The organism is Marcopretia estuarina LEGE 06307 (assembly GCF_056633115.1).
Genome location: NZ_JBSJOY010000002.1, coordinates 492815 through 519236 on the forward strand (window position 1 = coordinate 492815; position 26422 = coordinate 519236).

At 67.5% G+C, this 26422-nt stretch carries 25 protein-coding genes; 18 read left to right on the top strand and 7 right to left on the bottom strand.

The features are described from left to right. Positions 1-19 precede the first annotated feature (19 nt). Both ACWJI3_RS06695 and ACWJI3_RS06700 read left to right on the top strand, forming a co-directional pair. Complete coding sequence (locus ACWJI3_RS06695) at positions 20-361, top strand: hypothetical protein (protein ID WP_094512073.1); 342 nt, start codon at positions 20-22, stop codon at positions 359-361. Next, a complete protein-coding gene (locus ACWJI3_RS06700) occupies positions 361-2040 on the top strand; it encodes an ABC1 kinase family protein (RefSeq protein WP_255141338.1) in 1680 nt (559 codons plus the stop codon). The genes ACWJI3_RS06695 and ACWJI3_RS06700 overlap by 1 nt, the downstream gene beginning before the upstream one ends. A gap of 500 nt (positions 2041-2540) precedes the next feature. Here the strand turns inward: ACWJI3_RS06700 and eno are convergent, their stop codons facing one another. Then, positions 2541-3836 (bottom strand): phosphopyruvate hydratase, encoded by a 1296-nt coding sequence (gene eno, locus ACWJI3_RS06705; RefSeq protein WP_094512066.1) that lies wholly within the window; start codon positions 3834-3836, stop codon positions 2541-2543. 147 nt (positions 3837-3983) lie between these two features. Between eno and gloA the strand changes: the two genes are divergently transcribed. The 8 genes from gloA to rplL all read left to right on the top strand — a co-directional run bounded on the left by gloA (position 3984) and on the right by rplL (position 11295). Then, on the top strand, positions 3984-4394 hold the full coding sequence (gene gloA, locus ACWJI3_RS06710) for a lactoylglutathione lyase (RefSeq protein WP_094512063.1): 411 nt from the start codon (positions 3984-3986) through the stop codon (positions 4392-4394). After that, positions 4381-7416 carry an ATP-dependent Clp protease ATP-binding subunit gene (locus ACWJI3_RS06715; RefSeq protein WP_480203272.1) on the top strand — a complete coding sequence of 1012 codons (3036 nt, stop codon included), beginning with the start codon at positions 4381-4383 and terminating at the stop codon, positions 7414-7416. The genes gloA and ACWJI3_RS06715 overlap by 14 nt, the downstream gene beginning before the upstream one ends. Before the next feature lie 47 nt (positions 7417-7463). Beyond that, complete coding sequence (gene secE / locus ACWJI3_RS06720; protein WP_198948268.1) at positions 7464-7712, top strand: preprotein translocase subunit SecE; 249 nt, start codon at positions 7464-7466, stop codon at positions 7710-7712. Positions 7713-7847: 135 nt separating this feature from the next. Beyond that, complete coding sequence (gene nusG / locus ACWJI3_RS06725; RefSeq protein ID WP_369803010.1) at positions 7848-8474, top strand: transcription termination/antitermination protein NusG; 627 nt, start codon at positions 7848-7850, stop codon at positions 8472-8474. Positions 8475-8659: 185 nt separating this feature from the next. Further along, positions 8660-9085: a 50S ribosomal protein L11 gene (rplK, locus tag ACWJI3_RS06730; protein WP_094512052.1), complete on the top strand. Its 426-nt coding sequence runs from the start codon at positions 8660-8662 to the stop codon at positions 9083-9085. A 147-nt stretch (positions 9086-9232) separates the two neighbouring features. Next, on the top strand, positions 9233-9940 hold the full coding sequence (gene rplA, locus ACWJI3_RS06735; protein WP_094512049.1) for a 50S ribosomal protein L1: 708 nt from the start codon (positions 9233-9235) through the stop codon (positions 9938-9940). A gap of 376 nt (positions 9941-10316) precedes the next feature. Beyond that, on the top strand, positions 10317-10844 hold the full coding sequence (gene rplJ, locus ACWJI3_RS06740) for a 50S ribosomal protein L10 (protein ID WP_094512046.1): 528 nt from the start codon (positions 10317-10319) through the stop codon (positions 10842-10844). Between the two features lie 67 nt (positions 10845-10911). Continuing rightward, positions 10912-11295, top strand: coding sequence for a 50S ribosomal protein L7/L12 (rplL, locus tag ACWJI3_RS06745; RefSeq protein WP_094512042.1), 384 nt, complete (start codon positions 10912-10914; stop codon positions 11293-11295). A 466-nt stretch (positions 11296-11761) separates the two neighbouring features. Here rplL and ACWJI3_RS06750 read toward each other — a convergent pair whose 3' ends face one another. Further along, positions 11762-12460 carry a DUF3747 domain-containing protein gene (locus ACWJI3_RS06750; RefSeq protein ID WP_094512039.1) on the bottom strand — a complete coding sequence of 233 codons (699 nt, stop codon included), beginning with the start codon at positions 12458-12460 and terminating at the stop codon, positions 11762-11764. 62 nt (positions 12461-12522) lie between these two features. On the opposite strand from ACWJI3_RS06750, the gene ACWJI3_RS06755 reads away from it, so the two are divergent. From ACWJI3_RS06755 to ACWJI3_RS06785, 7 genes are all read left to right on the top strand, one after another. Further along, positions 12523-13308, top strand: a complete 786-nt coding sequence (locus ACWJI3_RS06755; RefSeq protein ID WP_480203273.1) for a ribonuclease H family protein — start codon at positions 12523-12525, stop codon at positions 13306-13308. A gap of 11 nt (positions 13309-13319) precedes the next feature. Continuing rightward, positions 13320-14498, top strand: coding sequence for a quinone-dependent dihydroorotate dehydrogenase (locus ACWJI3_RS06760; protein WP_233132907.1), 1179 nt, complete (start codon positions 13320-13322; stop codon positions 14496-14498). Between the two features lie 64 nt (positions 14499-14562). Beyond that, positions 14563-15096 (top strand): hypothetical protein, encoded by a 534-nt coding sequence (locus ACWJI3_RS06765; protein ID WP_480203274.1) that lies wholly within the window; start codon positions 14563-14565, stop codon positions 15094-15096. Beyond that, positions 15053-15547: a type IV pilus biogenesis protein PilM gene (locus ACWJI3_RS06770; protein ID WP_480203275.1), complete on the top strand. Its 495-nt coding sequence runs from the start codon at positions 15053-15055 to the stop codon at positions 15545-15547. Before ACWJI3_RS06765 ends, ACWJI3_RS06770 begins: the two co-directional genes overlap by 44 nt. Continuing rightward, complete coding sequence (locus ACWJI3_RS06775) at positions 15544-16254, top strand: PilN domain-containing protein (RefSeq protein ID WP_480203276.1); 711 nt, start codon at positions 15544-15546, stop codon at positions 16252-16254. Before ACWJI3_RS06770 ends, ACWJI3_RS06775 begins: the two co-directional genes overlap by 4 nt. Then, the gene (locus ACWJI3_RS06780) at positions 16251-17003 is read left to right on the top strand and encodes a hypothetical protein (protein ID WP_480203277.1); all 753 of its coding nucleotides are present in this window, start codon (positions 16251-16253) and stop codon (positions 17001-17003) included. Before ACWJI3_RS06775 ends, ACWJI3_RS06780 begins: the two co-directional genes overlap by 4 nt. Before the next feature lie 601 nt (positions 17004-17604). Next, a complete protein-coding gene (locus tag ACWJI3_RS06785; protein ID WP_480203278.1) occupies positions 17605-19419 on the top strand; it encodes a type II secretion system protein GspD in 1815 nt (604 codons plus the stop codon). 18 nt (positions 19420-19437) lie between these two features. On the opposite strand, the gene ACWJI3_RS06790 is transcribed toward ACWJI3_RS06785, so the two are convergent. The 4 genes from ACWJI3_RS06790 to ACWJI3_RS06805 form a co-directional block, all read right to left on the bottom strand. After that, the gene (locus ACWJI3_RS06790) at positions 19438-20250 is read right to left on the bottom strand and encodes a pentapeptide repeat-containing protein (protein WP_480203279.1); all 813 of its coding nucleotides are present in this window, start codon (positions 20248-20250) and stop codon (positions 19438-19440) included. Between the two features lie 85 nt (positions 20251-20335). Next, the gene (locus ACWJI3_RS06795) at positions 20336-22153 is read right to left on the bottom strand and encodes a transglutaminase TgpA family protein (RefSeq protein WP_480203280.1); all 1818 of its coding nucleotides are present in this window, start codon (positions 22151-22153) and stop codon (positions 20336-20338) included. Continuing rightward, complete coding sequence (locus tag ACWJI3_RS06800) at positions 22150-23127, bottom strand: DUF58 domain-containing protein (protein ID WP_480203281.1); 978 nt, start codon at positions 23125-23127, stop codon at positions 22150-22152. The genes ACWJI3_RS06795 and ACWJI3_RS06800 overlap by 4 nt, the downstream gene beginning before the upstream one ends. Then, positions 23114-24052, bottom strand: a complete 939-nt coding sequence (locus ACWJI3_RS06805; protein ID WP_233132904.1) for an AAA family ATPase — start codon at positions 24050-24052, stop codon at positions 23114-23116. The genes ACWJI3_RS06800 and ACWJI3_RS06805 overlap by 14 nt, the downstream gene beginning before the upstream one ends. Positions 24053-24104: 52 nt before the next feature. On the opposite strand from ACWJI3_RS06805, the gene ACWJI3_RS06810 reads away from it, so the two are divergent. Then, entirely contained in the window at positions 24105-25256 is a 1152-nt protein-coding gene (locus tag ACWJI3_RS06810) for a pyridoxal phosphate-dependent aminotransferase (RefSeq protein ID WP_480203282.1), read from the top strand. Here ACWJI3_RS06810 and ACWJI3_RS06815 read toward each other — a convergent pair. After that, the gene (locus tag ACWJI3_RS06815; protein ID WP_255100169.1) at positions 25225-26322 is read right to left on the bottom strand and encodes a UDP-N-acetylglucosamine--N-acetylmuramyl-(pentapeptide) pyrophosphoryl-undecaprenol N-acetylglucosamine transferase; all 1098 of its coding nucleotides are present in this window, start codon (positions 26320-26322) and stop codon (positions 25225-25227) included. The genes ACWJI3_RS06810 and ACWJI3_RS06815 overlap by 32 nt on opposite strands. Positions 26323-26422 lie beyond the last annotated feature (100 nt).

The following is a 26422-nucleotide window of genomic DNA, read 5'->3' on the forward strand; positions in this document are numbered from 1 at the left end:
GCCAACCAACGGCCCCCGCATGAGCGCGCCCCAATCCATCGTTCAGGCCGCCATCAACAGGTTGGGTGCCCGGCTTGGCAGCAGCCTGGTGGAAACCGCCGCAGCCCTGGCTGTGCTTGCCCAGGAGGCGCCCGAGCGGCTGCGCCAGGAATGGAGCCTCTTCCTGGAAGAGGTGGAGGCGGAGGCGGAGCGGCTGGAAACCGATCCGGCGGCTGGGTCGGCGTCGGCATCAGGCGCTGCTTCCGGCGCCATGGACGCGCAGTCGGTGGCCACTGCCGCCTGGGGCACGCCCCAGGAGCAGATCGATGCCCTGCGGGCCCAGGTGGCGCGCCTGTCGCGCCGCCTTGAGGACCGGCCCTGATGGGGCGCCTGCTGCAAGGGTGGCGGGGCCTGTCCCGTTCGTTGCGCATCTGGCGCGGCGTGCTGCAGTTGTTGGCCGGGCTGTGGCTGGATGGCCGGGCCTGGTCGTACCGGGGTAAGGGGCCGCCGAGCGCGGAGCACCGGGCTGTGCGTCAGCGCCAGCGTGCCCGCTGGCTCACCAACGAGCTGCTCAGCCTGGGATCGGCCTTCATCAAGTTGGGCCAGCTGCTTTCGGCTCGCCCCGATGTGCTGCCCGCCGGCTGGGTGGAGGAGTTGGCGCACCTGCAAGACAGGGTGCCCGCTTTCCCCTTCGCCACCGTGCAGCGGCTGCTGGAGGAGGAACTGGGCGAGCGCTGCAACGAGATCATCGATCTGGCGGAGCTGCCGCTCGGCTCCGCCAGCCTGGCCCAGGTGCACCGCGCCAGCCTGCGCAGCGGTCGCCAGGTGGTGTTCAAGATCCAGCGGCCGGGGCTGGAGCGGCTGTTCCGGCTCGATCTGGAGGTGATGCAGCAGGTGGCGGCGGTGCTGCAGCGCCATCCCCGCTGGGGCCAGGGTCGCGATTGGGTCTCGATCGCTCAGGAATGCCGGCGCGTGTTACTGCGGGAACTCGACTTTCGCCTAGAAGCTGAACATGCCGCCCGCTTCCGCCAGCAGTTTCTGGATGATCCCGGCATCCGTATTCCGGCGGTGATCTGGGAACTGAGCACCCGCCGGGTGCTCTGCCTCGATTATCTCCCCGGCATCAAGATCAACGACCGCCCCGCCTTGGTGGAGGCGGGCATCGATCCTGCGGCGGTGGCGGAAAAGGGGGCGGCCAGTTATCTCCAGCAGCTGGTGCGTTTTGGCTTTTTCCACGCCGATCCCCATCCCGGCAACCTGGCGGTGGCCAGCGATGGCGCCCTCATCTATTACGACTTCGGCATGATGGGCCAGCTCTCCTCGCGCCTGCGCGGGCGGCTGGGCCGCATGGTGCGGGCCGCTGCCGCCCGCGACGCCGGCGCCCTCGTGGAAGAGATGCAGGGGGCGGGCGTCATCGCCGCCGGCATCGACGCCGGCCCGGTGCGGCGCCTGGTGCGGGTGATGCTCACCGAGGCGCTGACGCCGCCTTTCTCCGCCAATGTGCTGGAGAAGCTCTCCGGCGACCTCTACGACCTGGTGTATGGCCAGCCGTTCCGCCTGCCGGCGGAGCTGATCTTCGTGATGCGCGCCCTCTCCACCTTCGAAGGGGTCGGCCGCAGCCTCGACCCCACCTTTAGCCTGGTGGCCATTGCCCGCCCTTACCTCCTCCCCCTGATGACCTCCGGCGGCACTGGACCCAACGATTTCCTCGGCGAACTGGGCCGCCAGGCCGGCGAGCTCAGCAGCCGCGCGCTGGGTCTGCCCCGCCGCCTGGAAGACAGCCTTTCGCGTCTGGAGCAGGGAGATCTCCAGGTGCAGATGCGTGCCGGCGAAACCGACCGCATCTTGCGCCGCCTCGCCACCGCCCAGCAGGCGGCAGGTCAGTCGTTCTTGCTCGGAGGCCTGGCGGTGTCTGCGGCCTTGCTGGCCGCCAGCGCCAGGCCGGCCCTGGTGGCGGTGCCGTTGGTGGCGGCGTTGCCGGTCACGCTCAGTTGGCTGAAGCTGCAGGGCCGCCTGCGTCGCGATGGACGCCTGGAAAAACTTCCCGGCGCAGGCGGGTAGATGAACGGCGCAGCCGGTGATGCAGGTATCGGTGAAGATGCTTCAATCGGCACCCTGCTTTCTTGATCGTTCGGAAGGATTTGGGGCTCAGCGACAGAGCCGCTGCTCCTCTGTTCGAAGGGTCGATCTACGTTCCAGTTGGGGTTGAGCCTGTTTGCCGCACGTGGTGTTTGCCGCACTTGGTGGATGGGTTCATCTTTGGAGAAGGCCGGTTTCAAGTGAGTAACCATGAGTCGGAACGCTGTGTGTAGTTAGGCTCTTGCTTCCAGTCATGATGTTGTCAATTGCGCCTGGTGCATGGCCCGTTGACACTCAACATGACCATCGTGTTCACGTCTTGTGTCTTAGGCAAGGCATTGCAATCTCGATGTGTGGACCCTGTTGCTCCCAGCCGTTCTGCCGAATCCGATGAAGCGGAAGTCGTGACACAGCCAGGGCGAGGCCGAACATCCGGCTTGATCGTCCAGACGATTCAGACGCAGCTCCCTCTCTGTTCGCGCTCAGCCCCGGCCGCGCGGGCCCCGGTCTTCAGCGCCGGCGTAGATCGCCTGGCTGCCCAGTTCGTCTTCGATGCGCAGCAGGCGGTTGTATTTCGCCACGCGCTCGCTGCGGCTGAGTGAACCGGTCTTGATCTGGCCGGCACGGGTGGCCACCGCCAGGTCGGCGATGGTGGTGTCTTCGGTTTCGCCGCTGCGGTGGCTGATCACGCTGGTGTAACCCGCCCGACCCGCCAGGTCGATCGCCTGCAGGGTTTCGGTGAGCGAACCGATCTGGTTCACCTTGATCAGGATCGAATTGGCGATGCCCTGCTCAATGCCCCGCTGCAGGCGGGTGGTGTTGGTCACGAACAGGTCGTCGCCCACCAGCTGCACGCGCCCGCCCAGCCGTTGGGTGAGCAGGGCCCAGCCCTCCCAGTCGTCTTCGGCGAGGCCATCCTCGATCGACACGATCGGATAGCGGCTCACCAGTTTTTCGAGCTGATCCACCATCTCGGTGGCGCTGTAGCTGCCGCCGCCGAAGGCATAGAGCCCGTTCTTGTAGAACTCCGTGCTGGCCACATCCAGGGCCAGGGAAATCTGCTCACCCGGCTTGTAGCCGGCCTTCTCGATCGCCTGCACCAGCAGGGCGCCGGCGGCGTCGTTGCTTTCCAGATCCGGCGCGAAGCCACCTTCGTCGCCCACCGCCGTGGACAGCCCCTGGGCGCTCAGCAGGCCCTTGAGCGTGTGGAACACCTCAGCACCCATGCGCAGCGCCTCGCGGAAGCTGGGGGCACCGTGCGGCACCAGCATGAATTCCTGGAAATCCATGTTGTTGGCGGCGTGGGCACCGCCGTTGATCACGTTCATCAGCGGCACCGGCAGCAGCGTGGCCATCGGGCCACCCAGATAGCGGTAGAGCGGCAGGCCCACACCGTTGGCCGCCGCCCGTGCCACCGCCAGGCTCACGGCCAGCACCGCATTGGCCCCCAGGGCTGATTTGTTGTCACTGCCATCGAGTTCGGCCATGGCGCCATCCACCGTGACCTGCTCCAGGGCGCTCAACCCACAGAGCGCCGGTGCGATCTTCTCTTCGATGTTGGTGACGGCCTGCAGCACGCCCTTGCCGAAGTAGCGGCTGCCGCCATCACGCAGTTCATGGGCTTCATGGGCACCGGTGCTGGCCCCGCTGGGCACGATCGCGTGGCCCTCGGCGCCGCCTTCGAGCCGCACCTCCGCTTCCACGGTGGGGGTGCCGCGGGAATCGAGCACCTCACGGGCAACGATGGAGTCGATCACGAGGTCGAGGGTGTCGATCACGATGGCCTCGGGGCAAACGGGTACGCGTGCGGATCTTATGGGGCACCCCCTCCCCCCGCGGCGTGCTGGTTGGCACAGCACTGGCTCCTGGCTAGGTTCACCGCGCGGTGGCACACGGCCAGAATGGGGCGATCCCGCTCCCCGTTGATGCGTCTGCTGCACACCATGCTCCGGGTGGGCGATCTGGAGCGCTCCCTCGCCTTCTACACCGAGGTGCTGGGCATGCGACTGCTGCGCCGGCGTGAGTACCCCGCCGGCCGCTTCACCCTGGCCTTCGTGGGCTACGGCGACGAGAGCGACACCACGGCGCTCGAGCTCACCCACAACTGGGACACCAGCAGCTACGAGATCGGCACCGGCTACGGCCACATCGCCATCGGTGTCGAAGACATTTACGGCACCTGCGCCGCCATCGCCGGCAAAGGGGGCCGCGTTGTGCGCGAGCCGGGGCCGATGCAGCACGGCAGCACCGTGATCGCCTTCGTGGAGGACCCTGACGGCTACAAGGTGGAGCTGATCCAGCGGCCCGCTGCTGCGGGGGCCGATGCAGCCGCCTGAGCGTTACCCCGACACCGCTGCCGCCGCCGCCGCCTCGCCGCCGGCCAGCCTCACGGCCGACCCCGACCGCTTCAGCGAGGCGGCCTGGGAGCTGCTGCTGGCCGGCCAGGATCAGGCCCGCCGCTGGCGCCATAGCCAGCTGGATGTGGAACACCTGCTGCAGGTGCTCTTCCAGGACCCGCGCTATGCCCCCTGGATCGATCCGCTGCCGCTGGATGCCGATCGCCTGCTCGATCGCATCGAGGCTTTCTGCGCCGACCAGCCGGGTGCCGCCGGGGAGGAGCTGTTCGTCGGCGACGCCCTCGAGGATCTGCTGGAGGCGGCCGATCGACGCCGTGCCGGCTGGGGCTCCCGCCTGATCGACGTGCCCCATCTTCTGCTGGCCCTGCTGGATGAGCCCCGCATCGGCGGCAGCCTGCTGGCCGCTGAGGGCCTGAGCGAGGAACGCCTGCGGCGCCTCTTGCGGCCTGAAGCTGGCAGTGGAGCCCGCCGCCTGGCCGTCCCATCCGCAGGCGTGGCGGTCGCTGATGCCGCGTCTGCCCCCGCCGCAGCGGCTGAGGCAGAGCGGGAAGACGACGGGGAGGGAGAGGCTGACGACTGGATCGACGCCGCCCCCCCGGTGCCCTTCCCTTACCAGGGCGCCAGCCGCACTGGGGCTCAGGCTGCCCCTGCGGCCGCTCGCTCCGCTGCCCCCGCCGCTCCTCCGGCCACGCGCCCCATGGGCTCTGGCTCCGTCCGGGCGATCCCTGCGGCTGTCCCGGCCACCGGCCCGGCTCCCAGTGCAGCTCCCGAGGCCGACGGCGGTTCCGATGGCCTGCGGCTGGAGGTCGAGCCCTCTGCTCTCGAGCAGTACGGCCGCGACCTCACCGCCGCCGCCCGCGCCGGCCTGCTGGATCCGGTGATCGGCCGCGACACCGAAATCCGCCGCCTGATCCAGGTGCTCTCGCGCCGCGGCAAGAACAACCCGGTGCTGATCGGTGAGCCGGGCGTTGGCAAGACCGCCATCGCCGAGCTGCTGGCCCAGCGGATCGTGGCCGGCGAAGTGCCCGATTCGCTCAAGGGGATCCGCCTGATCGGCCTCGATCTCGGTGCCCTGATTGCCGGCGCCAAGTTCCGCGGGCAGTTCGAGGAACGGCTGCGCAGCGTGCTGGCGGAAGTGAGCGACCCCGATGCGGGCGTGGTGCTGTTCATCGACGAGCTGCACACCGTGGTGAGCACTGACCGCTCCAGCGCCGACGCCGGCAGCATCCTCAAACCAGCCCTCGCCCGCGGCGACCTGCGCTGCATCGGCGCCACCACTCCCGAGGACTACCGCCGCACGGTGGAGAAGGATCCGGCCCTCAACCGCCGCTTCCAGCAGGTGGTGATCCGGGAGCCCAACCTGGAAGTGAGCCTGCAGATCCTGCGCGGCCTGAAGGAGCGCTACGAGCTGCACCACGGCGTCACCATCACCGACGGCGCCCTGGTGGCGGCCACCCGTCTCGCCGATCGCTACATCGCCGATCGCTGCCTCCCGGACAAGGCGATCGACCTGATCGACGAGGCCGCCGCTCAGCTGCGCATGGAGGTCACCTCCAAGCCCCAGGTGGTGGAGATGGCCGAGGCTGAGCTGCGCCGCGTGGAGCTGGCCCTGCTTGCGGCCGAAGCCGCCCCGCTGGCCGAACGACTGCAGCGCCAGGAGGAGCGTCGCCTCGCCCTGGCCCGGCTGCAGGAGCTGCAGCACCGCTGGCAGGCGGAGCGGGAGCGGCTGGCCGAGCTGCGCGAGCTGCTCCAGCAGGACGAAGACCTGCGCCACGCCATCGCCGAAGCCGAGCGCGACGGTGATCTGGAGGAGGCGGCCCGTCTGCAGTACGACCAGCTCCACGGCGTGCAGCAGCGGCGCAACGCCCTCGAGGACGAGCTGCAGAGCGCCCAGCAGGGCGGGCTGGCTCTGCTGCGGGAGCAGGTGGAGGAGGGCGACATCGCCGATGTGGTGGCCCGCTGGACCGGCATCCCCATGCAGCGGCTGCTGGCCGGCGAACGCCAGAAGCTGCTGGAGCTGGAAGCACGGCTGGGGGAACGGGTGATCGGCCAGCCCGAGGCCGTCGCGGCCGTGGCGGCGGCGATCCGCCGTGCCCGGGCCGGCATGCAGGATCCGCGTCGGCCGGTGGGCTCCTTCCTGTTCCTCGGCCCCACCGGTGTCGGCAAGACGGAACTGGCCAAGGCGCTGGCGGCAGCGCTCTTCGATGAGGAGGAGGCGCTGGTGCGCCTCGATATGAGTGAGTTCATGGAGCGCAATGCCGTGGCTCGCCTGCTGGGGGCTCCGCCCGGCTATGTGGGCTACGAGGAGGGCGGCCAGCTCACCGAGGCGGTGCGGCGCCGGCCCTACGCCGTGTTGTTGCTGGATGAAGTGGAGAAGGCCCACCCTGAGGTGTTCAACCTGCTGCTGCAGGTGCTCGACGACGGGCGGCTCACCGATTCCCAGGGGCGCACCGTCGACTTCCGCAACACCGTGGTGGTGATGACCAGCAACCTGGCCAGCCGCGCCATCCTGGAGCGGGCCCGTGCCGGTGCCGCCGCTGGTGCCCCTGAGGCCTCGCCGCCGGATGTCCTGGCACTGGATGCCGCCCTCGATGCGGCTGTGGAGCGGGCGCTGGCCTCCCAGTTCCGGCCCGAATTCCTCAACCGCATCGATGAGGTGATCCGCTTCCGTCCGCTGGCTGCCACCGACCTGGAGCGCATCGTGCGCCTGCAGCTGGCTGATCTGGCCACCCTGCTGGCGGAGCAGCGCTTGCAGCTGCAGGTGGAGGACGGGGTGGTGGCCTGCCTGGCGCTCCAGGGCTATGAGCCGGAGTACGGCGCCCGGCCACTGCGGCGCCTGTTGCGGCGCAGCGTGGAGAATCCGCTGGCCACTGAGCTGCTGGCCGACCACTTCAGCGGCGCCTGGGGCGTGCGGGTGAGCCTGGCGGATGCGGCCGAGGGCGACCCGGCGGCCCGCTTTCGCTTCACGCCGCTGGATGGGGCCGGCAGTGACGTCCGGTAGGGTGTCTGTTTGCCGGTTCGTGCGATCGCACCGGTGCGCAGGCCACCGTGGAATCCCCTACCCGCTCCACCACCACCGAAACCTTGCCTGAGGCAGAGCCCACGCCGCCGGCAGGGGCGGCAGCCACGGGCTTTTTCCCCTCGCTGCTGGAAGAGCTGCGCAAGGTGGTCTGGCCCAGCCGCCAGCAACTGTTCAGCGAATCGGTGGCGGTGATCCTGATGGTGGGCCTGTCGGCTGCCTCGATCGCCGCGATCGATCGCCTCTTCGGCTGGCTGTCCTCCCAGATCTTCCGCTGATCCTCCCGCCCCGCATTCCCCACGCCGCCTCGTCGTCCTTTCCTCAACCTCGTGTCAGAAGCCGAACTCGCCCCTGCTGATCTCGCTGCCGTCGATCTCACCGACGCTGACGCCCTGAGCGCTGCGGCGGTCGACCTGGCAGCCGTCGACCCGGTAGCTGTCGATCCGGCAGCCGCCGCTGAAGCCGAGGCCAAGCCGCAGGTGGCCCGCTGGTACGCAGTGCAGGTGGCCTCCAGCTGCGAGAAGAAGGTCAAGGCCACCCTGGAGCAGCGGGCGATCACCCTGGGCGTCAGTAACCGCATCCTCGAGATCGAGATCCCGCAGACGCCTGCCATCAAGCTCAAGAAAGACGGCAGCCGTCAGTCCACCGAGGAGAAGGTGTTCCCCGGTTACGTGCTGGTGCGCATGGTGCTCGACGAAGACACGATGATGGCGGTGCGGAGCACCCCGAACGTGATCAACTTCGTGGGGGCCGAAGAGCGCCGCGCCACCGGCCGTGCCCGTGGCCACATCAAGCCCCGGCCCCTCACCCGGCCCGAGGTGGAGCGCATCTTCAAGCGCGCCGCTGAGAAGAAGCCACTGGTGAAGGTCGACATCACCGAGGGGGATCAGATCCTCGTGACCGCGGGTCCGTTCAAGGATTTCCAGGGCGAGGTGATCGAAGTGTCGGGAGAGCGCAGCAAGCTCAAGGCTCTGCTCTCGATCTTCGGCCGGGAAACCCCGGTGGAGCTCGAGTTCTCCCAGATCAGCAAGCAGAGCTGATCACCAGCGGCCGCCTCCCTGCGGAGGGTGGCCCTGGGTGTGTTCACCGCCTGCGGCGGACACACCACACCGCCGCTCCCCGCGAACGGCGATCCGCACACCTCCCCTCGGGGAGATCCTGTCCAGCCCACCGGGGCGTACGCCCCCATCTCCCGCGAGGGAGTTTCCGTTCCCCAGACCAGCCGATGGCCAAGAAAGTCGTAGCCGTGATCAAGCTGGCCCTCAATGCCGGCAAAGCCAACCCTGCTCCGCCCGTGGGCCCCGCCCTCGGTCAGCACGGCGTCAACATCATGGCGTTCTGCAAGGAGTACAACGCCCGCACCCAGGACAAAGCCGGGTATGTGATCCCGGTGGAGATCTCGGTCTTTGAAGACCGCAGCTTCACCTTCATCACCAAGACCCCGCCGGCGTCGGTGCTGATCTCCAAGGCTGCCGGGATTCCCAAAGGTGCCGCCACTTCCGCCAAGGGAGATGCCGGTGCCATCAGCCGCGCCCAGCTCGAGGAGATCGCCAAGACCAAGCTCCCCGACCTCAACACCAGCAGTGTCGAGGCGGCCATGCGCATCATCGAAGGCACCGCCCGCAACATGGGCGTCGCCGTCCGCGACTGAAGGCCCCCGGCCTGATGTCGCCACTGGCCGAGGCCCCTGCGCCGGATCCAGTTCCCTGCTCCTTTCCTTTTCACCCCACCCGGGGGAGACCCAGGGCCCGGGCCTCATGCGCCCGCCGGCTCCGTCGCCCGCACCCCAACTCCCACCATGCCGAACCCTTCCAAGCGTTACACCGCCCTGGCCGAAGCGGTCAAAGACCAGGCCTACGAGCCTCTCGAGGCCATCGAGCTCGTCAAGGCCAACGCCACCGCGAAATTCGACGAAACGATCGAGGCCCACGCCCGCCTCGGCATCGACCCCAAGTACACCGACCAGCAGCTCCGCACCACGGTCGCCCTGCCGAACGGCACGGGTCAGAGCATCCGCATTGCCGTGATCGCCCGTGGTGAGAAGGTCGCCGAAGCCAAGGCTGCCGGCGCCGACCTCGCCGGTGATGAGGATCTGGTCGAGTCGATCGCCGGCGGCCAGATCGACTTCGACCTGCTGATCGCCACCCCGGACATGATGCCCAAGGTGGCCAAGCTGGGCCGTGTGCTCGGTCCGCGCGGCTTGATGCCGAACCCCAAGGCCGGCACCGTGGCCACCGACCTCGCCGCCGCCATCAATGAATTCAAGGCCGGCAAACTGGAATTCCGTGCTGACCGCACCGGCATCGTGCACGTGCGCTTCGGCAAGGCCAGCTTCAGCACCGAGAAGCTGCTGGAGAACCTCAAGGCACTGCAGGAAGTGATCGACCGCCAGAAACCCAGCGGTGCCAAGGGTCGCTACTGGAAGAGCCTCTATCTCACCTCCACCATGGGTCCGTCGGTGCAGGTGGATGTCACCGTGCTGCAGGACATCAAGCGCGACAGCTGAGCTCCGACTGCTGAGCGCCGAGGGCCCGGAAGCGGGCAGGTCGCCGGTGTAGGGTGATCCACTGGCTTGTCCAGAGGGCACGCGCCCAACCCAAGACAGCAGGTGAGCGATCGAGCTTCCGGGAAACCTTCCGGGAGTCCGTTTGTTCATAAGTCCTGCCGAGGTGCTCGCGGAAGGTTTGGCACTCCGGTTCTCGGTGGTGCGAATCGTCAGGCGGCCTCGTCGCGCCCCCGTTTGAAACGGGAGCGGGTCCGTCACTCCAAACGCCCCAGCGGTGCTGGCCTTTGCGGGCCGCCACCTTCAAGGAGCGGCACTTTGAGTGAGGGGCTTCAGGGGCCGCGGGCCCGGCTTGTTCCCACCGATTCGTTCCACTCCTATGGGCCGCAAACTGGAGAGCAAGCAACAGATCGTCGAAGAGCTCAAAGGGCTCCTCGGTGCATCGGAAATGGCACTGGTCCTTGATTTCAAGGGCCTGTCGATCAAGGAGATGTCCGACCTGCGCACCCGCCTGCGGGCCAGCAACGGCATCTGCAAGGTGACCAAAAACACCTTGATGCGCCGAGCGATCGATGGAAACAGTGCCTGGTCGGAACTTGATTCCCTGCTCACCGGCACCAACGCGTTCGTCCTGATCAAGGGCGACGTCGGCACTGCCGTCAAGGCCGTTCAGTCCTTCCAGAAGGACACGAAGAAGTCGGAAGTGAAAGGAGGCCTTTTCGAAGGCAAGCTCCTTTCCCAGAACGACGTCAAGGCCATCGGTGAGCTGCCCTCCAAGGAGGTGCTGCTGGCGCAGATCGCAGGTGCGATCAACGCCGTGGCCACCAAGCTGGCTGTGGGCATCAACGAAGTTCCGTCCGGTCTTGCCCGAGCGCTCAAGCAGCACGCCGATTCCGGCGAAGGCTGACCGCCGACTGCGGCGATTCCTGGAGTCGTCGCTCCCCATTCACCCGATCTGTTGCTGAATCTCAACCATGTCCGCCACCACTGACTCCATCCTCGAGTCGCTCAAAACCCTCTCCCTGCTGGAAGCTTCCGAGCTCGTCAAGCAGATCGAAGAAGCCTTCGGCGTGTCCGCCGCCGCTTCCGCCGGCGCCGTGATGATGGCGGCTCCTGCTGCTGCCGCTGAGGCCGTCGAAGAGCAAACCGAATTCGATGCCGTGCTCGACGGCTTCGACGCTGCTTCCAAGATCAAGGTGCTCAAGGCCGTCCGTGAAGTCACGGGCCTCGGCCTCGGCGAAGCCAAGGCTCTCGTCGAAGCGGCTCCCAAGGCCATCAAGGAAGGCGTCTCCAAAGACGAAGCCGAAGCCATCAAGAAGGCCATCGAAGAAGTGGGCGGCAAGGTCACCGTCAAGTGATCTTCGGGGGTGGCCGTTCGGCTGCCCCACCCCGCTTGCTTCCGGCCTTTTCTCCCTGGCCCGATCGGCCTCAACGGCCCGGCTGGCCTTCGGGCTCCCTCCCGGGGTCCGCCTGCTTACCCATTTCATCTTGAAGCCAGCCCCCGAGGCTGGCTTTTTTGTGGCCGTGATCTGCTGGCCCCCTCGGCTGGAGCGGCTTGCTTGGCCTGCCGTCCTGAAGCAGCTTGGCCTCCCCAGCCGCCGCGGAACCGTCAAGACAAAAAAAAGCCCCGCCGAAGGCAGGGCTTTAGAGGTGGGACGTTTCAGGGAGTCTGTCCTTGTTTCGACCCTTGAAGGTCGTCCCTCACCCCTCACACCCCCGAACGTTAACGCTGCTGAAAAGGGGGGAGTGGGGGAATGGGTCGCTGGTTCAACTGTCACCGCGGCTGTTGCTGCTCCTTTCGTGGCCGCCCCATCCCCTCGGTGTTCACTCCTCGAACGGCACCACCTGCAGGGCGATCGGTCCCTCGGTTTCTTCGTAGGAGGGCCTGCTGTCGTCCCTGCGGCCCAGCAGTGGGCGTTGGCGGCCGGCCACGAGCGAGCCCCTTGCCTGAGCCGCCCGTGCCAGCAGGTCCTCCAGCGGCGTGCCGTTGGCGAAATACACGTGGCTGAGGGTCTGGTTGCCGAAGGCGCGGCGGTTGAGCTGCCAGTCGGGCTCCAGGGTGATGGCCACAAAGGCGTCCCGATCGCGCAGCGGCACGGTGCCGCGCCCCACGACCAGGGTGGTGGTTTCCGTGGGGCTCATCGCCTGCAGCTGAAGCTCCTGGCCCACCTGCCGCAGCCGCAGGCGGTAGCGGCTGGCCAGATCCTGATCGGCGACCCGCAGCGAGTAGCCGTTGCTGTCGAGATAACGGCTGCAGATGCCGGTGAAATCGAAGCGGTTCAGGGAGGGATCCACCAGGCCATCCGGCCGCTGTTCCCAGCACAGCGGCCGGGGTGCCAGTTGCTCGAGCACCAGCAGCGACCAGTCGGCCGAGCCCACCGGCTTGGCCAGCACCGCAAAGCGGGAGGCATCCACAGGCACGCTGTTGAACACGCCCTGGGCCAGGGCCACGGAACTGTTCACGGCAGGGGCGGCGGCCATCGCCAGACCGAGTCCCGCCAGGGCCAGGTAAGTTCGCTTCATGATCGTGTGCGTCCTGGCCCGAGGGGGATCCAATGTTTACCGAACTTTTCGCCTGACGCCCAGTGGGTGCTGAGCCGGTGCGGGTGGTGGCAGCGGCCTGTGATGGGGCCTGCAGTGGCAACCCGGGCCCAGGGGGCTGGGGGGCACTGCTGCGCTTCGAAGACGGCAGCATGATCGAACTGGGGGGCGCGGATCCGGCCACCACGAACAACCGCATGGAACTGACGGCGGCCCTGGCGGTGCTGGAGCGCCTGCGCGAGCTGCCACGCCACCCGGATCTGCGGCTGCGCACCGACAGCCGCTACCTCATCGATGGCCTGCAGCGCTGGATGGCTGGCTGGAAGCGCAAGGGCTGGCGCACCGCCTCGGGCAGCCCGGTGCTCAACAAAGACCTCTGGGAAGCGCTGGATCGGGCCCGGCTGTCGGATGTGCCGCTCGTGCACGTGCGCGGCCACAGCGGCGACCCCGACAACGACCGCTGCGACGTGATCGCCGTGGCCTTTTCCCGCGGCGGCAGACCTGCCCTGGCCGGGAGCGCTGCCGCAGGCGCCGCTCCTCTTGTTGCTTCTGTTCCTCCACCGGCCACCTCTGCAGCCGCGTCCGGTGACCCCCTTGCTGCCGGCACCCCTGCTGACGACCCTGCGCCACCGGCACTGACCGCCTTGCTCAGCCGCCTGGAACTGGCGGACCGGTTGGCGGACGGCGGGTTTACCCTCTCGGCAGCCGAGCTGGCCCAGCTGGTGGATCTTCCCCTCGCCCGTTTGGCCGAGCGTCCCGGCGACTGGGTCTGGCGCGATTGGCACGTCCGCTCGCTCGACCAATGTCGCTGGCGCCTGGAGCGTCGTTGATGGAACCCCCCATGGCATCGGCCCCGCCCCTGTCCAGCACCGAAGCGCTCTACCGGCGCTGGGTCGGTCCGTTGCTCGCCCGCGATGACGGGGCCGACGCCGAACAGCTCACCCAGCTCACTCTCACCGCCTTGGGGCTGGCCTCCAGACGCCGGCACTGGCCACTGGTGTCGGGCAGCCTGGCGGGCCTGGGGGCGGAATTGCAGCGGCCGGATCTCCGCCTCGAGCAGACCCTGTTCGGTTGCCGCTTCGCCAATCCGCTGGGCCTGGCGGCCGGCTTTGACAAGAACGCGGTGGCGGCTGGCATCTGGCACCTGTTCGGCTTCGGTTTCGCCGAGCTCGGCACGATCACCTGGCACGGCCAGCCCGGCAATCCGCGGCCCCGCCTGTTCCGCCTCTCGCAGGAGCGGGCCGCCCTCAACCGGATGGGTTTCAACAACAACGGCGCTGTGGCCGCCAAACGCACCCTGGAAGAGCAGCACCTGCCGCCGGCCGGGCAACGTCCGGCCGTGCTTGGCCTCAACCTGGGCAAATCCAGGATCACCTCGCTGGAGCGCGCCCCCGACGACTACGCCTCCACGCTGGAGCTGCTGGCCCCGCTGGCCGATTACGCGGTGATCAACGTGAGCTCTCCCAACACCCCGGGGCTGCGGGACCTGCAGGACGCCACCCAGCTGCGACGGCTGGTGGAGCGGTTGCGCCGCCTGCCAGGTTGCCCGCCCCTGCTGGTGAAGATCGCTCCTGATCTGGAAGACGACGCCATCGACACGATCGCGCGGTTGGCTTATCAGGAGGGGCTGGCTGGCGTGATCGCCGTGAACACCAGCTTGAACCGTCTGGGCCTGGAGAAGCGCCGCCTCGCGCAGACCGGACGCACCCTGGAGGAGGAGGCCGGTGGCCTGAGTGGCGCCCCGCTGCGTGGCCGTGCGCTGGAGGTGCTGCGCCGGCTGCGGGCCACGGCTGGACCAGCCTTGCCACTGGTGGGGGTGGGTGGCATCGACTCGCCTGAATCCGCCTGGGAGCGCATCACGGCGGGGGCGTCGTTGATTCAGCTGTACACCGGTTGGATCTACGCCGGGCCTGCACTTGTGCCAACCATCCTTGAAGGCCTCCAGCAGCAACTCGACCGCCACGGCTGCCGCCATATCGGCGAAGCGGTGGGCAGCGGTTTGCCTTACCTGAGCGCCTAGCGAGCGATTCGGTGCATCGGCGGAAGTCTGCCGATACGATTCGCGCATCTTTTCGTCGCCGATCTTGGTTCTCGCTGGCTTGCAAGAACGGCTGCGGCCTCTGACGGCCCGTCTGTTCCCTCCCCGCCTCCTGCTGGTGCTGGAAGACGAGCAAGTCACCTTGATGCTTTTGAAGGGAGCCACCTACCCGCCCACAGGCACTTTGCTGCGCACTGTGCCGTTGCCACGCGGCACCTGCAGCGGTGGCCAACCTCAGCAGAAAGCGGCCCTTGGGGACCTGATCGGTGATCTGGTGGTGGAGCTCAACTTGATGGGAGCGGAGGTGGTGGCGGCCTTGCCCGCCGCTGCCTGCACGCTCCGGGTGGTGGAGTGGCCCTATGACGACTGGCCTGAGCAGCCCGACCTGGCGCTGCGGGAGTTGAACCCGGATCTGGGGCTCCCATTCCCAATGAGCCAGACCTACATCACTCTTGGGCCTCTCCCCTTGCGGGATCCATCCCGCCCCCCCCACCTCGCTGGTGGCCATCGGCCAGCGCGCCATGATCCAGGCCTGGGTGGAGGTGTTCTCCATTGCCGCCTTGGATCTTGTGTGCCTTGAGCCCGCCCAGGTTGTGACGCTGCGGGCGTTGGATCCTCTGATTGCTGCGGCTCCTGCCGGCGAACTGATGGTGTTGCTCGAGCTCCGTGGGGACAGTGCCGATCTGTTGCTGGTTCGTGATGGCATCCCCGAATTCAGCCGGCGGGTCACGGCAGGCGCCATGTCGATCGAGAGGGAGCTGCGTACCTGCCTGGCGTTCTGGCAGCGCCGGGATCCGAGCATGACGTCCGTGCGGGTGCTGGTTTACGGCCCCGCTCAAGATTGCGCGAAGGTTTCCGATACGCTCTCGCCGACACCGTCGTGGAGCGTGGAAATCGTCGACCCCCTGCAGCAAAGGTGGCTGAGCATTGTCGGCACCGAGAACGATCCTGATCCTTCTGCTGCCGACGCGGTCGGTGGAGCGTCCCTGGTGCGGATGTGCGGCCTGGCTGCCGGAGACCTGTCCCGATGAGCGCCTCCTTACCCCCCGTTGACCTGCTGCGCGAACGCCGGGTTGAACTGGGCCTGCCAGCGGATGGGCCACCACCTCTTGACGCTCGGCGCCTACTGCTGATCGGCGCCGCCGTCGGTGGTGGCCTGGTGGTGGCGATGCTGGCCGTTTCGCTGCTGCTGCGGATTCAGCAGCAGATGATCTCTCAGGAATTGGAGCGTCTGGCACCGGTGCGGGGGCAGGTGGCCCAGCTGGAGCAGGAACTGGCCGCCGAGAAGGCCGCCAATGACAAAACCCGCGCCAGCAACGCGTCCCTGGCCGGCGGACTGATCACACTGCGCTCCGGTTCGGCGCTGATGACGGATGTGAGCCAGCGCACCCCTCGCGGCCTGCAGCTGACCCAACTCACGGTGGAGAAGCAGGCCCTCTTGATCAAAGGCCGCAGCGCTGATCCGGGTGCCTTTGAGCGCATCAATGCTCTGGTGCTCCAACTCCAGGGCTCACCCCTGCTGGATCCGAGCCAGATCACCCTGGCCAGAGCAAGCCGGCCCTCAGCTGGAGGGTCAGGGTCGAGCCCAGAGGCCAATCTGGTGGCCTTCGAAATTTCTGCGGGCTTCCGCGCTACGGCCGAATCACTCAACCAGCGCCTGGCCTTGCTGCAGAGCCTCGGCGCTGAAGGCCTCGCCTTGCGGCTGCAGAAGCTCCGCCGTGAGGGAGTGCTGCCATGACGAACCTCCAGGAAGGCATCAAACCGCCATCCCCTGCCTTGCGGATAGGACTGCTGGCGGGTCTCCCGATCGCCGCCGGTGCCGTGCTCTCAGGACTGGTGTTCTTCGGCGGGGTCTGGCAGCCCTGGAGCAGCCTGCGCCAAAACCAGGTCCAGCTTGATGAATTGCGCGAGATGGAGCGCCGTCTTCCCCTGCTGCGCGTTCAGCGGCTGCGCCAGATCGAGGACACCGAAAAAATCCGCAAGCAGCAGAGCAACCTGTTGCAGCTCATCGCCGGCAGCGGCGATTTCGATACCTTCATGGCGCAGCTCAACCGGGAAGCGAGTGCTTCCGGTATCCAGCTGGATGTGTTTGAACCCGTTGCCCCGCCTGCCGCACCGGCGGCTGCCGAGGGCGCCCCTCCCGCATCGGGCCAACCTGCCCAAGGAAAGGCTGCCGCCGACCAAAATGCTCCGCCGCCCCCGCCCCAGGACCCATTGGAAGCCAGTGGCCTGGTGAAAGCGACGACCCTGCTCAGTGCCCGCGGGCGTTATCCCAACCTGCTTGATTTCCTGCGCCGGTTGGAGCGTCTGGGGCTGCTGGTTGTGCAGAGCGATCTGAACGTGGCGCTTCGAGAGGCAAGTGCCCCTGCTGGCGCTAATTCACCTCCACTTGCTGATCTCAAGCTCAATCTCTCTCTCTATCGAGAGGGAGATCCAGCGCCCAAGCCGCCTAAGCCGCCCAAGCCCGCTCAGCCCACGACGCCCTGATTTCCCCATTCATGCCCATCGCGTCGCACACGTTCACTTCTACACATAAGATCCCCCAACGATGAAATTTGCGGAGAACCGGTCAGTGCGACGAGTTGGAAGTCTGGCTCTTTCGGCAGCCTTTCCAGTGCTGACCCTTTTGCCGGTTGCCGAAGCCATGGCAGCGCCCGCCCAGGTGGGCCCATTTCAGCCGGGGACTCCTGCCGCCGGAACGAACCCTCCCGCCAGCCAGTCCGGCTCAGTGGAGCTGAAGATCCGCCGCCTGCCCGATTCGGTGGAGTTTGTGATCGAAGGCACCGGTGCAGCTCCGCAGCTGCAGCAGTTCACCAACAACCGGGGCTGGGAGGGGCAAATCCTCCTCACCGGTCCAAACAGCCTGCGGCGTGGCCCCCAGAGGGTGAGCCTGCCGGATCTGGGCTTCGAGACGGTGAGCCTTGAAGGCGAAGGCACCCGCTTCTTCCTGCAGGTGTCTCCGAGTCGTGGGGGTTCCATGCCCCGCCCGGTGGTGAGCGCAGACGGCCGCAACCTGATCCTCACCTTCCCCGCTCCCCGCCAGAGTTCCACCCAGACCGGCCGGCTTGACCTCAATACACCGGGCCGGGTGGATCAGCCGCGCTTTGCGCCGCCGCTGCAACCCAGGGCGGTGGCACCGCCGGTGGGCGACATGGCCGTTGGCAGCATGCTCCTGCGCAACCGCAGCTTCGTGAATCTGCGGGGTCCGAGTGTGACCATGACGCTCCGCAATGCCCCGGCGAAAGACGCGCTGATGGCCGTGGCCCAAATGGGTGGTTATGGCTTCGTCTACGTTGACGACTCGCCTGCCCCTGGCGCGACCCCCGCTCCACCTGACACGGCCATCAACGCCAGGCGCGTGTCGATCGCCTTCCGTAATGAGGCCTATTCCAGAGCCGTTAACGCGATCCTGTTGGCCTCTGGTTTGCAGGGAAAGCTGGAAGGCAATCTGATCGTTGCTGGCCCCAGCGCGCTGAGCAAAACCTTCGGATCTCAGCTCTCCAAGGTCTACCGGCTGAATCAGGCGTCAGCCAACTCCGCTGCCGACTACCTGGCGAGCCTCGGGGCCACGATCAACAAGACGTTCACCACCACATCCACCTCCAGTGAGGTGGCTTCCACAGGCACACCGGCGAACAACACGGCCGCTTCCACCGCCACGACTGCCACCACCACGCAGATCAACTCCTTCGGCGCCAGCCAGGGGCCTTTGGTGGGGCTGATCGGCACCACCGACACCAGGCTCGGCACCATCACCCTGGTGGGGGAAAGCTCTCTGGTGGCGATCGCTGAGGCCTATCTCAAGCAGCTGGATCTGCGCCAGCGGCAGGTGGCCCTTGCGGTGCGCATCCTTGATATCAACCTGGAGAACTCCCAGGATATCGCCAACAGCTTTGCGTTCCGCTGGGGTAATAACTTCATCGTCAATGACAATGGCCAACTGCTGGGTGCATTCGGGTCGCGGCTCCCGCCCACGGCTGGTGATTTCCGGCGCGGTGTTCCTAGCGACCTGGCAGTTGAACTCACGCCTGCCCAAGGCACAACACCGGGACAAGTTCAGGTTGAGGGCAGTAACCTTCCAGGGCTGGTGGCCACTGGTGCGGCAGCATTGAATGGCGGTCGGTCGGTCGGCGCTGCCATAACCGATGGCTTCCGGCGGAATCCCGGCCAGAACTTCCCGCAAGACAACTTCTTCGACTTTATTCAGGCCCAGATCGTTTCGCGCAACACCAAGCTGATCGCAAGTCCCACGTTGATCCTGCAAGAAAATCCCTCCCGCCTGCGTGATGGCGGCCAAGGCGGGGGTGATAGCGGCAGCTCCAACCAGGGACTTGATGCCTACACGATCGATTCGCCCATTGCCCGCAGCCGTGCCAACGAATCAGTCGTGCGGGTGGGCACCAATGTGATCACCAATGTTGAGGTGGAGCAGCAGGAAAATGGTGGTACCCAATGCACGTTGGAACTCTCGACAGCTGGTCTGGTGCTGGGCGCCCGCGTCGAGAAAATCGATGACAACGGCTTTGTGACCTTCTCACTTTCCCCCAGTATTTCCGCCGTCACCGACTCGGTGCCGGGCCCACCCTCCTGCACCAGCGAAGTGAGCATTCTCAGCGTGCGGCGGCTGGACACCGGCGCTCTGCGGGTCCGCGACGGCCAGACCCTGATTCTCACCGGTGTGATTTCCGATGTGGACATCGCCGAGGTAACAAAATGGCCCATTCTTGGTGATCTTCCCTTGGTCGGTCAGTTCTTCCGCGGCTCCTCCAACCGACGAGAAAAGCGTGAGTTGGTGATTATGGTGACGCCGCGAATCATCTCCGACAATGACGGCGCCACCTTCGGCTATGGCTTCCAGCCCTCTACGCCGGAATCCCGCCAGTTCATGAGCAACCCGCAGTGAAACCGCAGCGGTGAGGGTTCAGAACGCCAGGGGGATGAACGCCTTGGCGGCCAACGGCAACAGGAACTGAACCACACCCATTGCCCCGCCCACAACCTGGCTGCCGAAGCCATTGCCTCCGTCTTTTCCTTGCCGCGGATCTTTTTTCAGCTTGGCGGAGGCCTCCAGCAACTGCTCGGACGTGGCCAGATCCCCGCTGGTGGCGTAGAGCTGAGCGGCATAGCTGAAATCGGCGGCGGCCTGCTCGGTCTTGGCTTGCTCTCCGCGCACGATTCCGCGTGCCACCCAGCTGATCGCCGCCTCCTGGTCGCGCTGAATGGCCGCGTCGAAGAAGCGTTCTGCCTCCGGCAGGCGCCCTGCTTTGGCCGCTGCGACGCCGGCATTGTGCAGCTCGGCGTGTCCCTGAAGGGCGGGATCGATGCCCCGGGCCCCCTGCCAGTGGGTGGTGGCCAGGCTGCCCGTGTCGACCTGGGCGCCACTGAGGTCGGCCTCCCGCAGGTCGGTGCCTTCCAGCGTGGCCCCCCGCAGATCGGCCCCCCTGAGCGAGGCCCCCTGGAGGCTGGTGAAGCTGAGATTCGCCCCGCCTAACTTGGCCCCATCCAGACGGGCACCACTCAGGTTGGCGCGCTGCAGCTGGGCGTTGCGCAGATCCGCGTCGCGCAGGTCTGCCCGCACCAGATCGGCGTCCTGCAGCTCGCAGCGCTTGCAGGAACGCGTGTCCAGCAGACGCACGACGGCATCAAATGAGGAGGCGCCGGCTGGGGGCATCAGCCCGAAGGCCGTCAGTGAACCCAGCAGCAGCACAGCCAGCCTTGGCTGGAGACCGCCCATCATCTGGTGCTTGCATGGATCCATGTGTTCTATCGAGCAGCACGGCTGACTGGACTGGAACGGGGCCGGATCCTGTCCCGGATGCTCATGCCTGTGAGCTCGAGGCGGCGGGCAAGGCTCCGAGCTGTTGCCGCAGCTGGCGCAGGCGCTTTCGGGAGGCCTGGCGCTGGTCTTGCGGCAGCGCTGGCCCGAACCGCTGCCGCAGGTAGGTGCAGGCCAGTTCATCGAGTGCGCAAGCGAGATCAGGACGCTGCTGTCCGGCTCGACGGCAGAAGCTGCCGAGGTCTTCACCGGGGCGTGGTTCGAGCCCCAGCAGCCGCAGACGCTGGAGACAGTGATCGAGCTCGCGTCGCAGGCCATCGGTGTCGCGCCGCCGCTGGCTCCAGTGCATCAAGGGCAGCACGAGGCCGAGGCAGAGGGCCAGTGCTGCCACCAGCAAGGCGCCCAGCCATTCATGCCGCTTGCCCAACAGCCGCTCAATCAGCGCCATCTGGTCCTGGCGATTGAAGCTCATCACCCACCCGGTCCAACGCAGATCGATGCCGCGCCACTGGAGCAGGGCCCAGCCCAGTGGGCTGAACTGGCGGGGGGTTTGCCCGGCAGAGATCGGCTGGCCGGCCGTGATTCGGAGCGGCGATACCCAGGCGGTGGGATCCACCAGGACCCAGCCCTGGTCTGCCAGCCAGACTTCGCTCCAGGCATGGGCATCGCTCTGACGCACATCCAGATAACCGCCGCCGCCCACCTGGGGCACCCAATCTCCCCCCTGGTAGCCGAGCACGATGCGGGCAGGCACGCCGGCGGCACGCATCAGGGCCGTGAAGCCGGAAGCGAAGTGCTCACAGAAGCCCGTCCGGGTGTCGAAGAGGAAGGCGTCCACCGGATCAGGGCCCGGCAGCAAGCCTGGCTGGGTGGTGTAGCGAAACGGCTGTGAGCGGAACCAGCGTTGGGCTACAGCGACCCGATCAGCAGGCGGAAGGGTGTCCTTCCACTCACGGCCGAGGGCCTGTAGGCGGGGGTTGATGCCGACCGGCAGCTCCAGGGCGGCTTCCCTGGGCGGCTGAAGCTTCCAGGCAGCGGGCGCACTCAGGTTGGTGAAGCCATAGGCGCGCCGTTCGATCGGTGGCCGGTTGTTGAGCAGCACGCCATCGGGGCTGATGCGCAGCTCCGGATCCAGCGGTTGGCCTTGGCCGCTCCAGGGGAGCACCGGCAGCAACATGGGCTCGGCTAGCCAGAACTGTTCGCGGCTGCCGGTGGGTGACTCGCCGGCAGTCTGTGGGAGCAAGGCATTGAGGTTGTCTTCGTTGGGCAGCCGTTGCCAGCGCTGGCCATCGAAGCTGTGCAGCGTGAGCACCCGCCAGTACCGGGACTCCGGTGGTGGCGGCTCTTCGTTCGTGAAGCTGATCCGGGCCGCTGGCGTGTCCACCGCCACCAGATCGGCGATGCTGCCGGTGTCGAGCTGATCGGAGAGGCCTGTGCGGGCGGTCTGTCCCATGGGCACCGTCCAGAGCGGCCCGACCCGCGGCACCAGCAGAAACAGCACCAGCACCAGCGGCAGGGCGGCGCCGAGCAGGCGCAGGCTGCGGGCCAGCAGGGTCCGCAGCTGCACAGCACTGCCGAGTTCCAGCGACAGCAGGCTGCTGAGCGCCAGCAGCGTGGTGAGCAGCTGGATCAGGCTGGGCCCCAGACCGGGCAGCAGGGCCGCCATCACCCCGGTGATCACCAGAATCAGCAGCGAGGCGCGGCGCAACTCGCTGCGGGAGTGCGCCTCGCGCAGCTTGAGGGCGGTGAGCGTGATCAGGCAGATCGCCCCCCAGCTCAGCGGCATGCCGGTGTCGATCGCTGGCAGCAAGGCGGCCAGTAGGCCGAGCGCCACCCATTGCAGCCGCCGTTGCCCGCTCACGGAAGCAGGGCCAGGGCCGCCAGGCACTGGTCGCGATGGCGGCTGCCGCTGCCCGGAGCGATCGTGGTGCCGCCCAGGATCAGGCCGTAGCTGTCACCGGCAGCACTGAGCGCCCAGATGCGGGCACTGAGGTGTTGGAGCGCCTGCTCCTTCGGCAAGTCCGGTTGGGGGCTAAGGAGGGGCTCCGACGGCGGGGAGCCGCCGAACACCTTGGAGTGGGCGCCCCGGCCCCGCGCCATGGATTTCCAGAACAGCCGGCTGACCCCTTCCTCGGCCCTGTGTGGCCGCAGATCGACCCAGTGGTCGTGGCCCAGGGCGCTGGGGCGGCCGCTTACGTTCAGCCGGTTCCCCTCTGCCTCAGCAAAGGTTTCGGCCACCGGCCCTTCGCGGCGGGCTGGGTAAACGAGCTGGGCGGTGGGCGGTTCCCACAGGCTCCAGCAGCGGAACAGACCGAGCGGAGCACTGGAGCTGATACGCAGTCGGCCGGGCCGTTGCAACCCCCGCTGCTGCGGTTGCCAGGGAATTGACAACTCGGACTGGCCCGGCTGGATCTCCTGATCGCGGCTCTGGGTGGTGCTGTCCTGCCGCAGCGCAGAGCCCAGGATGAAGCCGATGCGCAGCTGATCGCGATGACACTGGCTGCGCACGACCACCGGGTAGTTGATTGGGGCATCGGCGAATCCTGGCGGGGGATCGCTGCAGCTCAGTTCGAGGCCTTGCAGATTGAAGGCGGTGAGATGCATCGCCAGGAGGAAGAGTCCCAGCAGCAGATAAGACATCATCAGCGTGCCGTTGCTTTGCAGCTGGATGCCCACCACCTGCAGCAGCACGACGGCCATCAACCAAAGGGCGCCGAATCCAGTGGGCAGGATGTAGATGCTTCGGGCGCCAAGGCGCAGCTGGTGCCCGGCGTGAGGCCGGAACAGGCCATTGCGCTTCGCCTTGGGGACAGCTGGGTGGTCAGCGGAGACCATCGACGCCCGCCAGTAAGCGGTGGCTCCAACTGCCGGAGGCACAGGCACCGACACCGTTGGTGGCGATCGGCTCGCCGTTGTCCATGCGGTGTTCGCAGACGCTGGGAAGTACGGCCTGCACATCGGCGGGAATCACGAAATCGCGCCCCTCCAGCAACGACCACGCCCGGGCTGCCGCCAACAGCGACTGGGCGGCGCGCGGAGAGAGCGGCGAAGCACCGAAGCTGTCCTGGCGGCTGAGCTGCACCAGATCGAGCACATAAGCGAGCAGAGAAGGCTCGGCATGCTGGGCCGCCGCCTGCTGTTGCAGGGCGAGCAGATCGGCGGCGGTCAGCAGGGCCGGCAGCTGATCGGGCCGCATCGCCTGCCCGCTGAGCAGGGCCAACTCCGCTTCCCGCTCGGGGAATCCAAGGGTGAGCCGCATCAGGAAACGATCCAGCTGGGACTCCGGCAGCGGGGCGGTGCCGGTTTGATCGAGGCCGTTCTGGGTGGCGATCACGAAGAAGGGCGAGGGCAGCTCATGGCTGGTGCCATCAACGCTGACCCGGCCACTGGCCATTGCCTCCAACAGCGCACTCTGAGTGCGGGGGCTGGCCCGATTGATCTCATCGGCCAGTAGCACCTGGCTGAACAGGGGGCCAGGCTGGAAGCTGAAGTTGCCACTGCCCGTATCGAGCACACCGATGCCGGTGAGATCGGCAGGGAGCAGATCGCTGGTGAAGTGCACCCGCTTGAATTCCAGCCCAAGACAACGGGCAAGAGCTTCGGCGAGGGTGGTTTTGCCCATGCCGGGCAGATCTTCGATCAACAGGTGGCCGCGTGCCAGCAGGCAGGCCACGGCCAAGCGGATCTGCTGGTCTTTGCCGAGCAGGACCTTGCTGACATGCTGGACGACCCGTTGCGGCGACACAGACTGGACCGTCACCAGCAGTTCCACCTATCAGATTAAAGGATTCTGAGTCTGGGAGCAGGGGACGATGACCAGTACGCCGGGCAGCCACGAGCTGGAGCTCCGGCACGGCGGCAATCTCGAGGCGGCGGCCAGCCGCCTCGGTTGCCAGCCGCATCAGGTGCTCGATGCCAGCGCCTCACTGGTGCCGTTCGGCCCCCCCGCCTCCCTGCGGCGGGCGTTGCGGGTCTGCCTGCAGGGAGGTGCCGCCGGCACGGCCCTGCGGGACTACCCCGACCGCAGCTATTCCCGGCTGCGGTCGGCGATCGCTGCCCACCACGGCATCGACCCGGCGGCGGTGCTGCCTGGCAACGGGGCTGCTGAACTGTTCACCTGGGCGGCCCGGGAGGCGGCGGCGGCGGGCCCCAGCCTGCTGCCCGAGCCCGGCTTCGCCGATTACCGACGCGCCCTGGCTTGCTGGGACGGGGCCATCGAACCTCTGCCGCTACCGCCGCCATTCCCTTCAACGCAGCGACCGACAGGTCGCCGTGGCGCACAGCCGGCCTGGGCCTGTCCGGCTCCGTTCCCCGCCCCGGCCGGCCCCGGCGCGGCGCTGTGGATCACCAATCCCCACAACCCCTCGGGCCAGCTGTGGGACCGCCGTTCGCTCGAGCTGCTGCTTGACCGCTTCGCGCTGGTGATCGTGGATGAGGCCTTTCTGCCCTTGGTGCCCGATGGCGAGCGGCACTCGTTGGTGCCGCTGGTGGCAGACCATCCCCAGCTGGTTGTGATCCGCAGCCTCACCAAGCTGATGGCGATCGCCGGGCTTCGGCTCGGCTATGCGGTGGCAGCTCCAGCACGTTTACAGCGCTGGCAGGAGTGGCGGGATCCCTGGCCGGTGAACGGCCTGGCCGCTGCCGTCGGCCCGCTGGTGATCGCCGATCGGCGCTGGCAGCAACGCGTGCAGCGCTGGGTGGCACGGGAAGGCCCCTGGTTCCACCGTCAGCTGGACGGTCTGCCGGGCCTGAGCCCACAGGCCGCGGCGGCCAACTTCCTGCTGATCAGAAGCGACCGCCCCCTGCTGGAGCTGCGCGAGCGTCTGGAGAGCCGTCACCGCATTCTGCTGCGTGACTGCCGTTCGTTCGCGGGTCTGGGGGAGTGCTGGCTGCGCATCGGCCTGCAGGACCGCCGCGGTAACCGCCGCATCCTCAGGGCACTGCGTTGTGAGTGGCAGGAATGAGCGCCTCCAGCAGGTGGGCGAGTTGCCGGTCGGCATCGCGCACCGCCAGACGCTCCATGCCGCTGCGCAGCTCCAGGAGGGGATCGGCGGCCGGAGCACTGCCCCGCAGCCTTGGTCCGATCAGCCGCCAGAGCGTTCGGCCCAGGGCCGGATGCCCAGCAGCGTGCTGGTGCACGATCACGGCCGCGCCGGCGGCGGCGGCAGCTGCCGCATTGGCCTCCTGGTGCTGGTCGGCGGCCTGCGGGTAGGGCACCAGCAGGGCGGGTGTGCCGCAGACCGCCAGTTCGCTGAGGCTGCCAGCACCAGCCCGGCTGATGGCCAGGTCGGCGTGCTGCAGCAGCCCCGGCAGCTCATCGCTGAACGTGCGCTCCACCAGCGCTGGGTGCTGCAACACTCCCACCTCCGGGTCGTTGCTACCGGTGAGATGCACCACCCGACAACCGGCGTTGAGCAAGGACGGCAGCAGCGGTCGCACCATGCGATTCAGCCCCAGCGCCCCCTGGCTGCCTCCCATCACAAGCAGCAGCGGACCCTCCCCTGCCGGCACCCAGGGTGGTAGGGGCGTGGCCTCGAGAAAGGCGCGGCGCACGGGGGTGCCGGTGAGCAGCGGCGTGCTGCCAGGCAGGCGTTCCGCCGCCGCCGGCAGGCCGATCGCCACCCGGGTGCACCAGCGGCTGAGCAGACGGGTGACCCGCCCGGGGATCGCATTGGATTCGTGCAACACCACCGGAATGCCGCACCAACGGGCAGCCAGGATGGCGGGGGCGGCGATGTAGCCGCCAGTGCTGAACACCACCTGGGTGCGCTCGCGGCGGATCACCCGCCGCACCTCACGGCTGGAGGCGATCAAGCGCAGGAGCTGCCAAAGCTTGCAGAGCCCCCGCCCCTGCAGCCCACCGGCGTGCACGGTGTGCAGCGGATAGCGGCTTGGCACCAGATCCGTCTCCAGCCGATCGGGCACCCCGAGCCAACTCACGGTCCAGGAGGCCGGCAGGGCCTCAGCCACCGCCAGAGCAGGGAAGAGGTGTCCACCGGTGCCGCTGGCGGCGATCAACAGGTGGGTCATCAGCCTTCAAGGACGGGCGGGAGTGCCCTCTCCGGGCGCGCCTAACTTAAAAGCACCCCGACGACCGCCATATGCCCATGTCGTTGCACCGCCTGTCGCT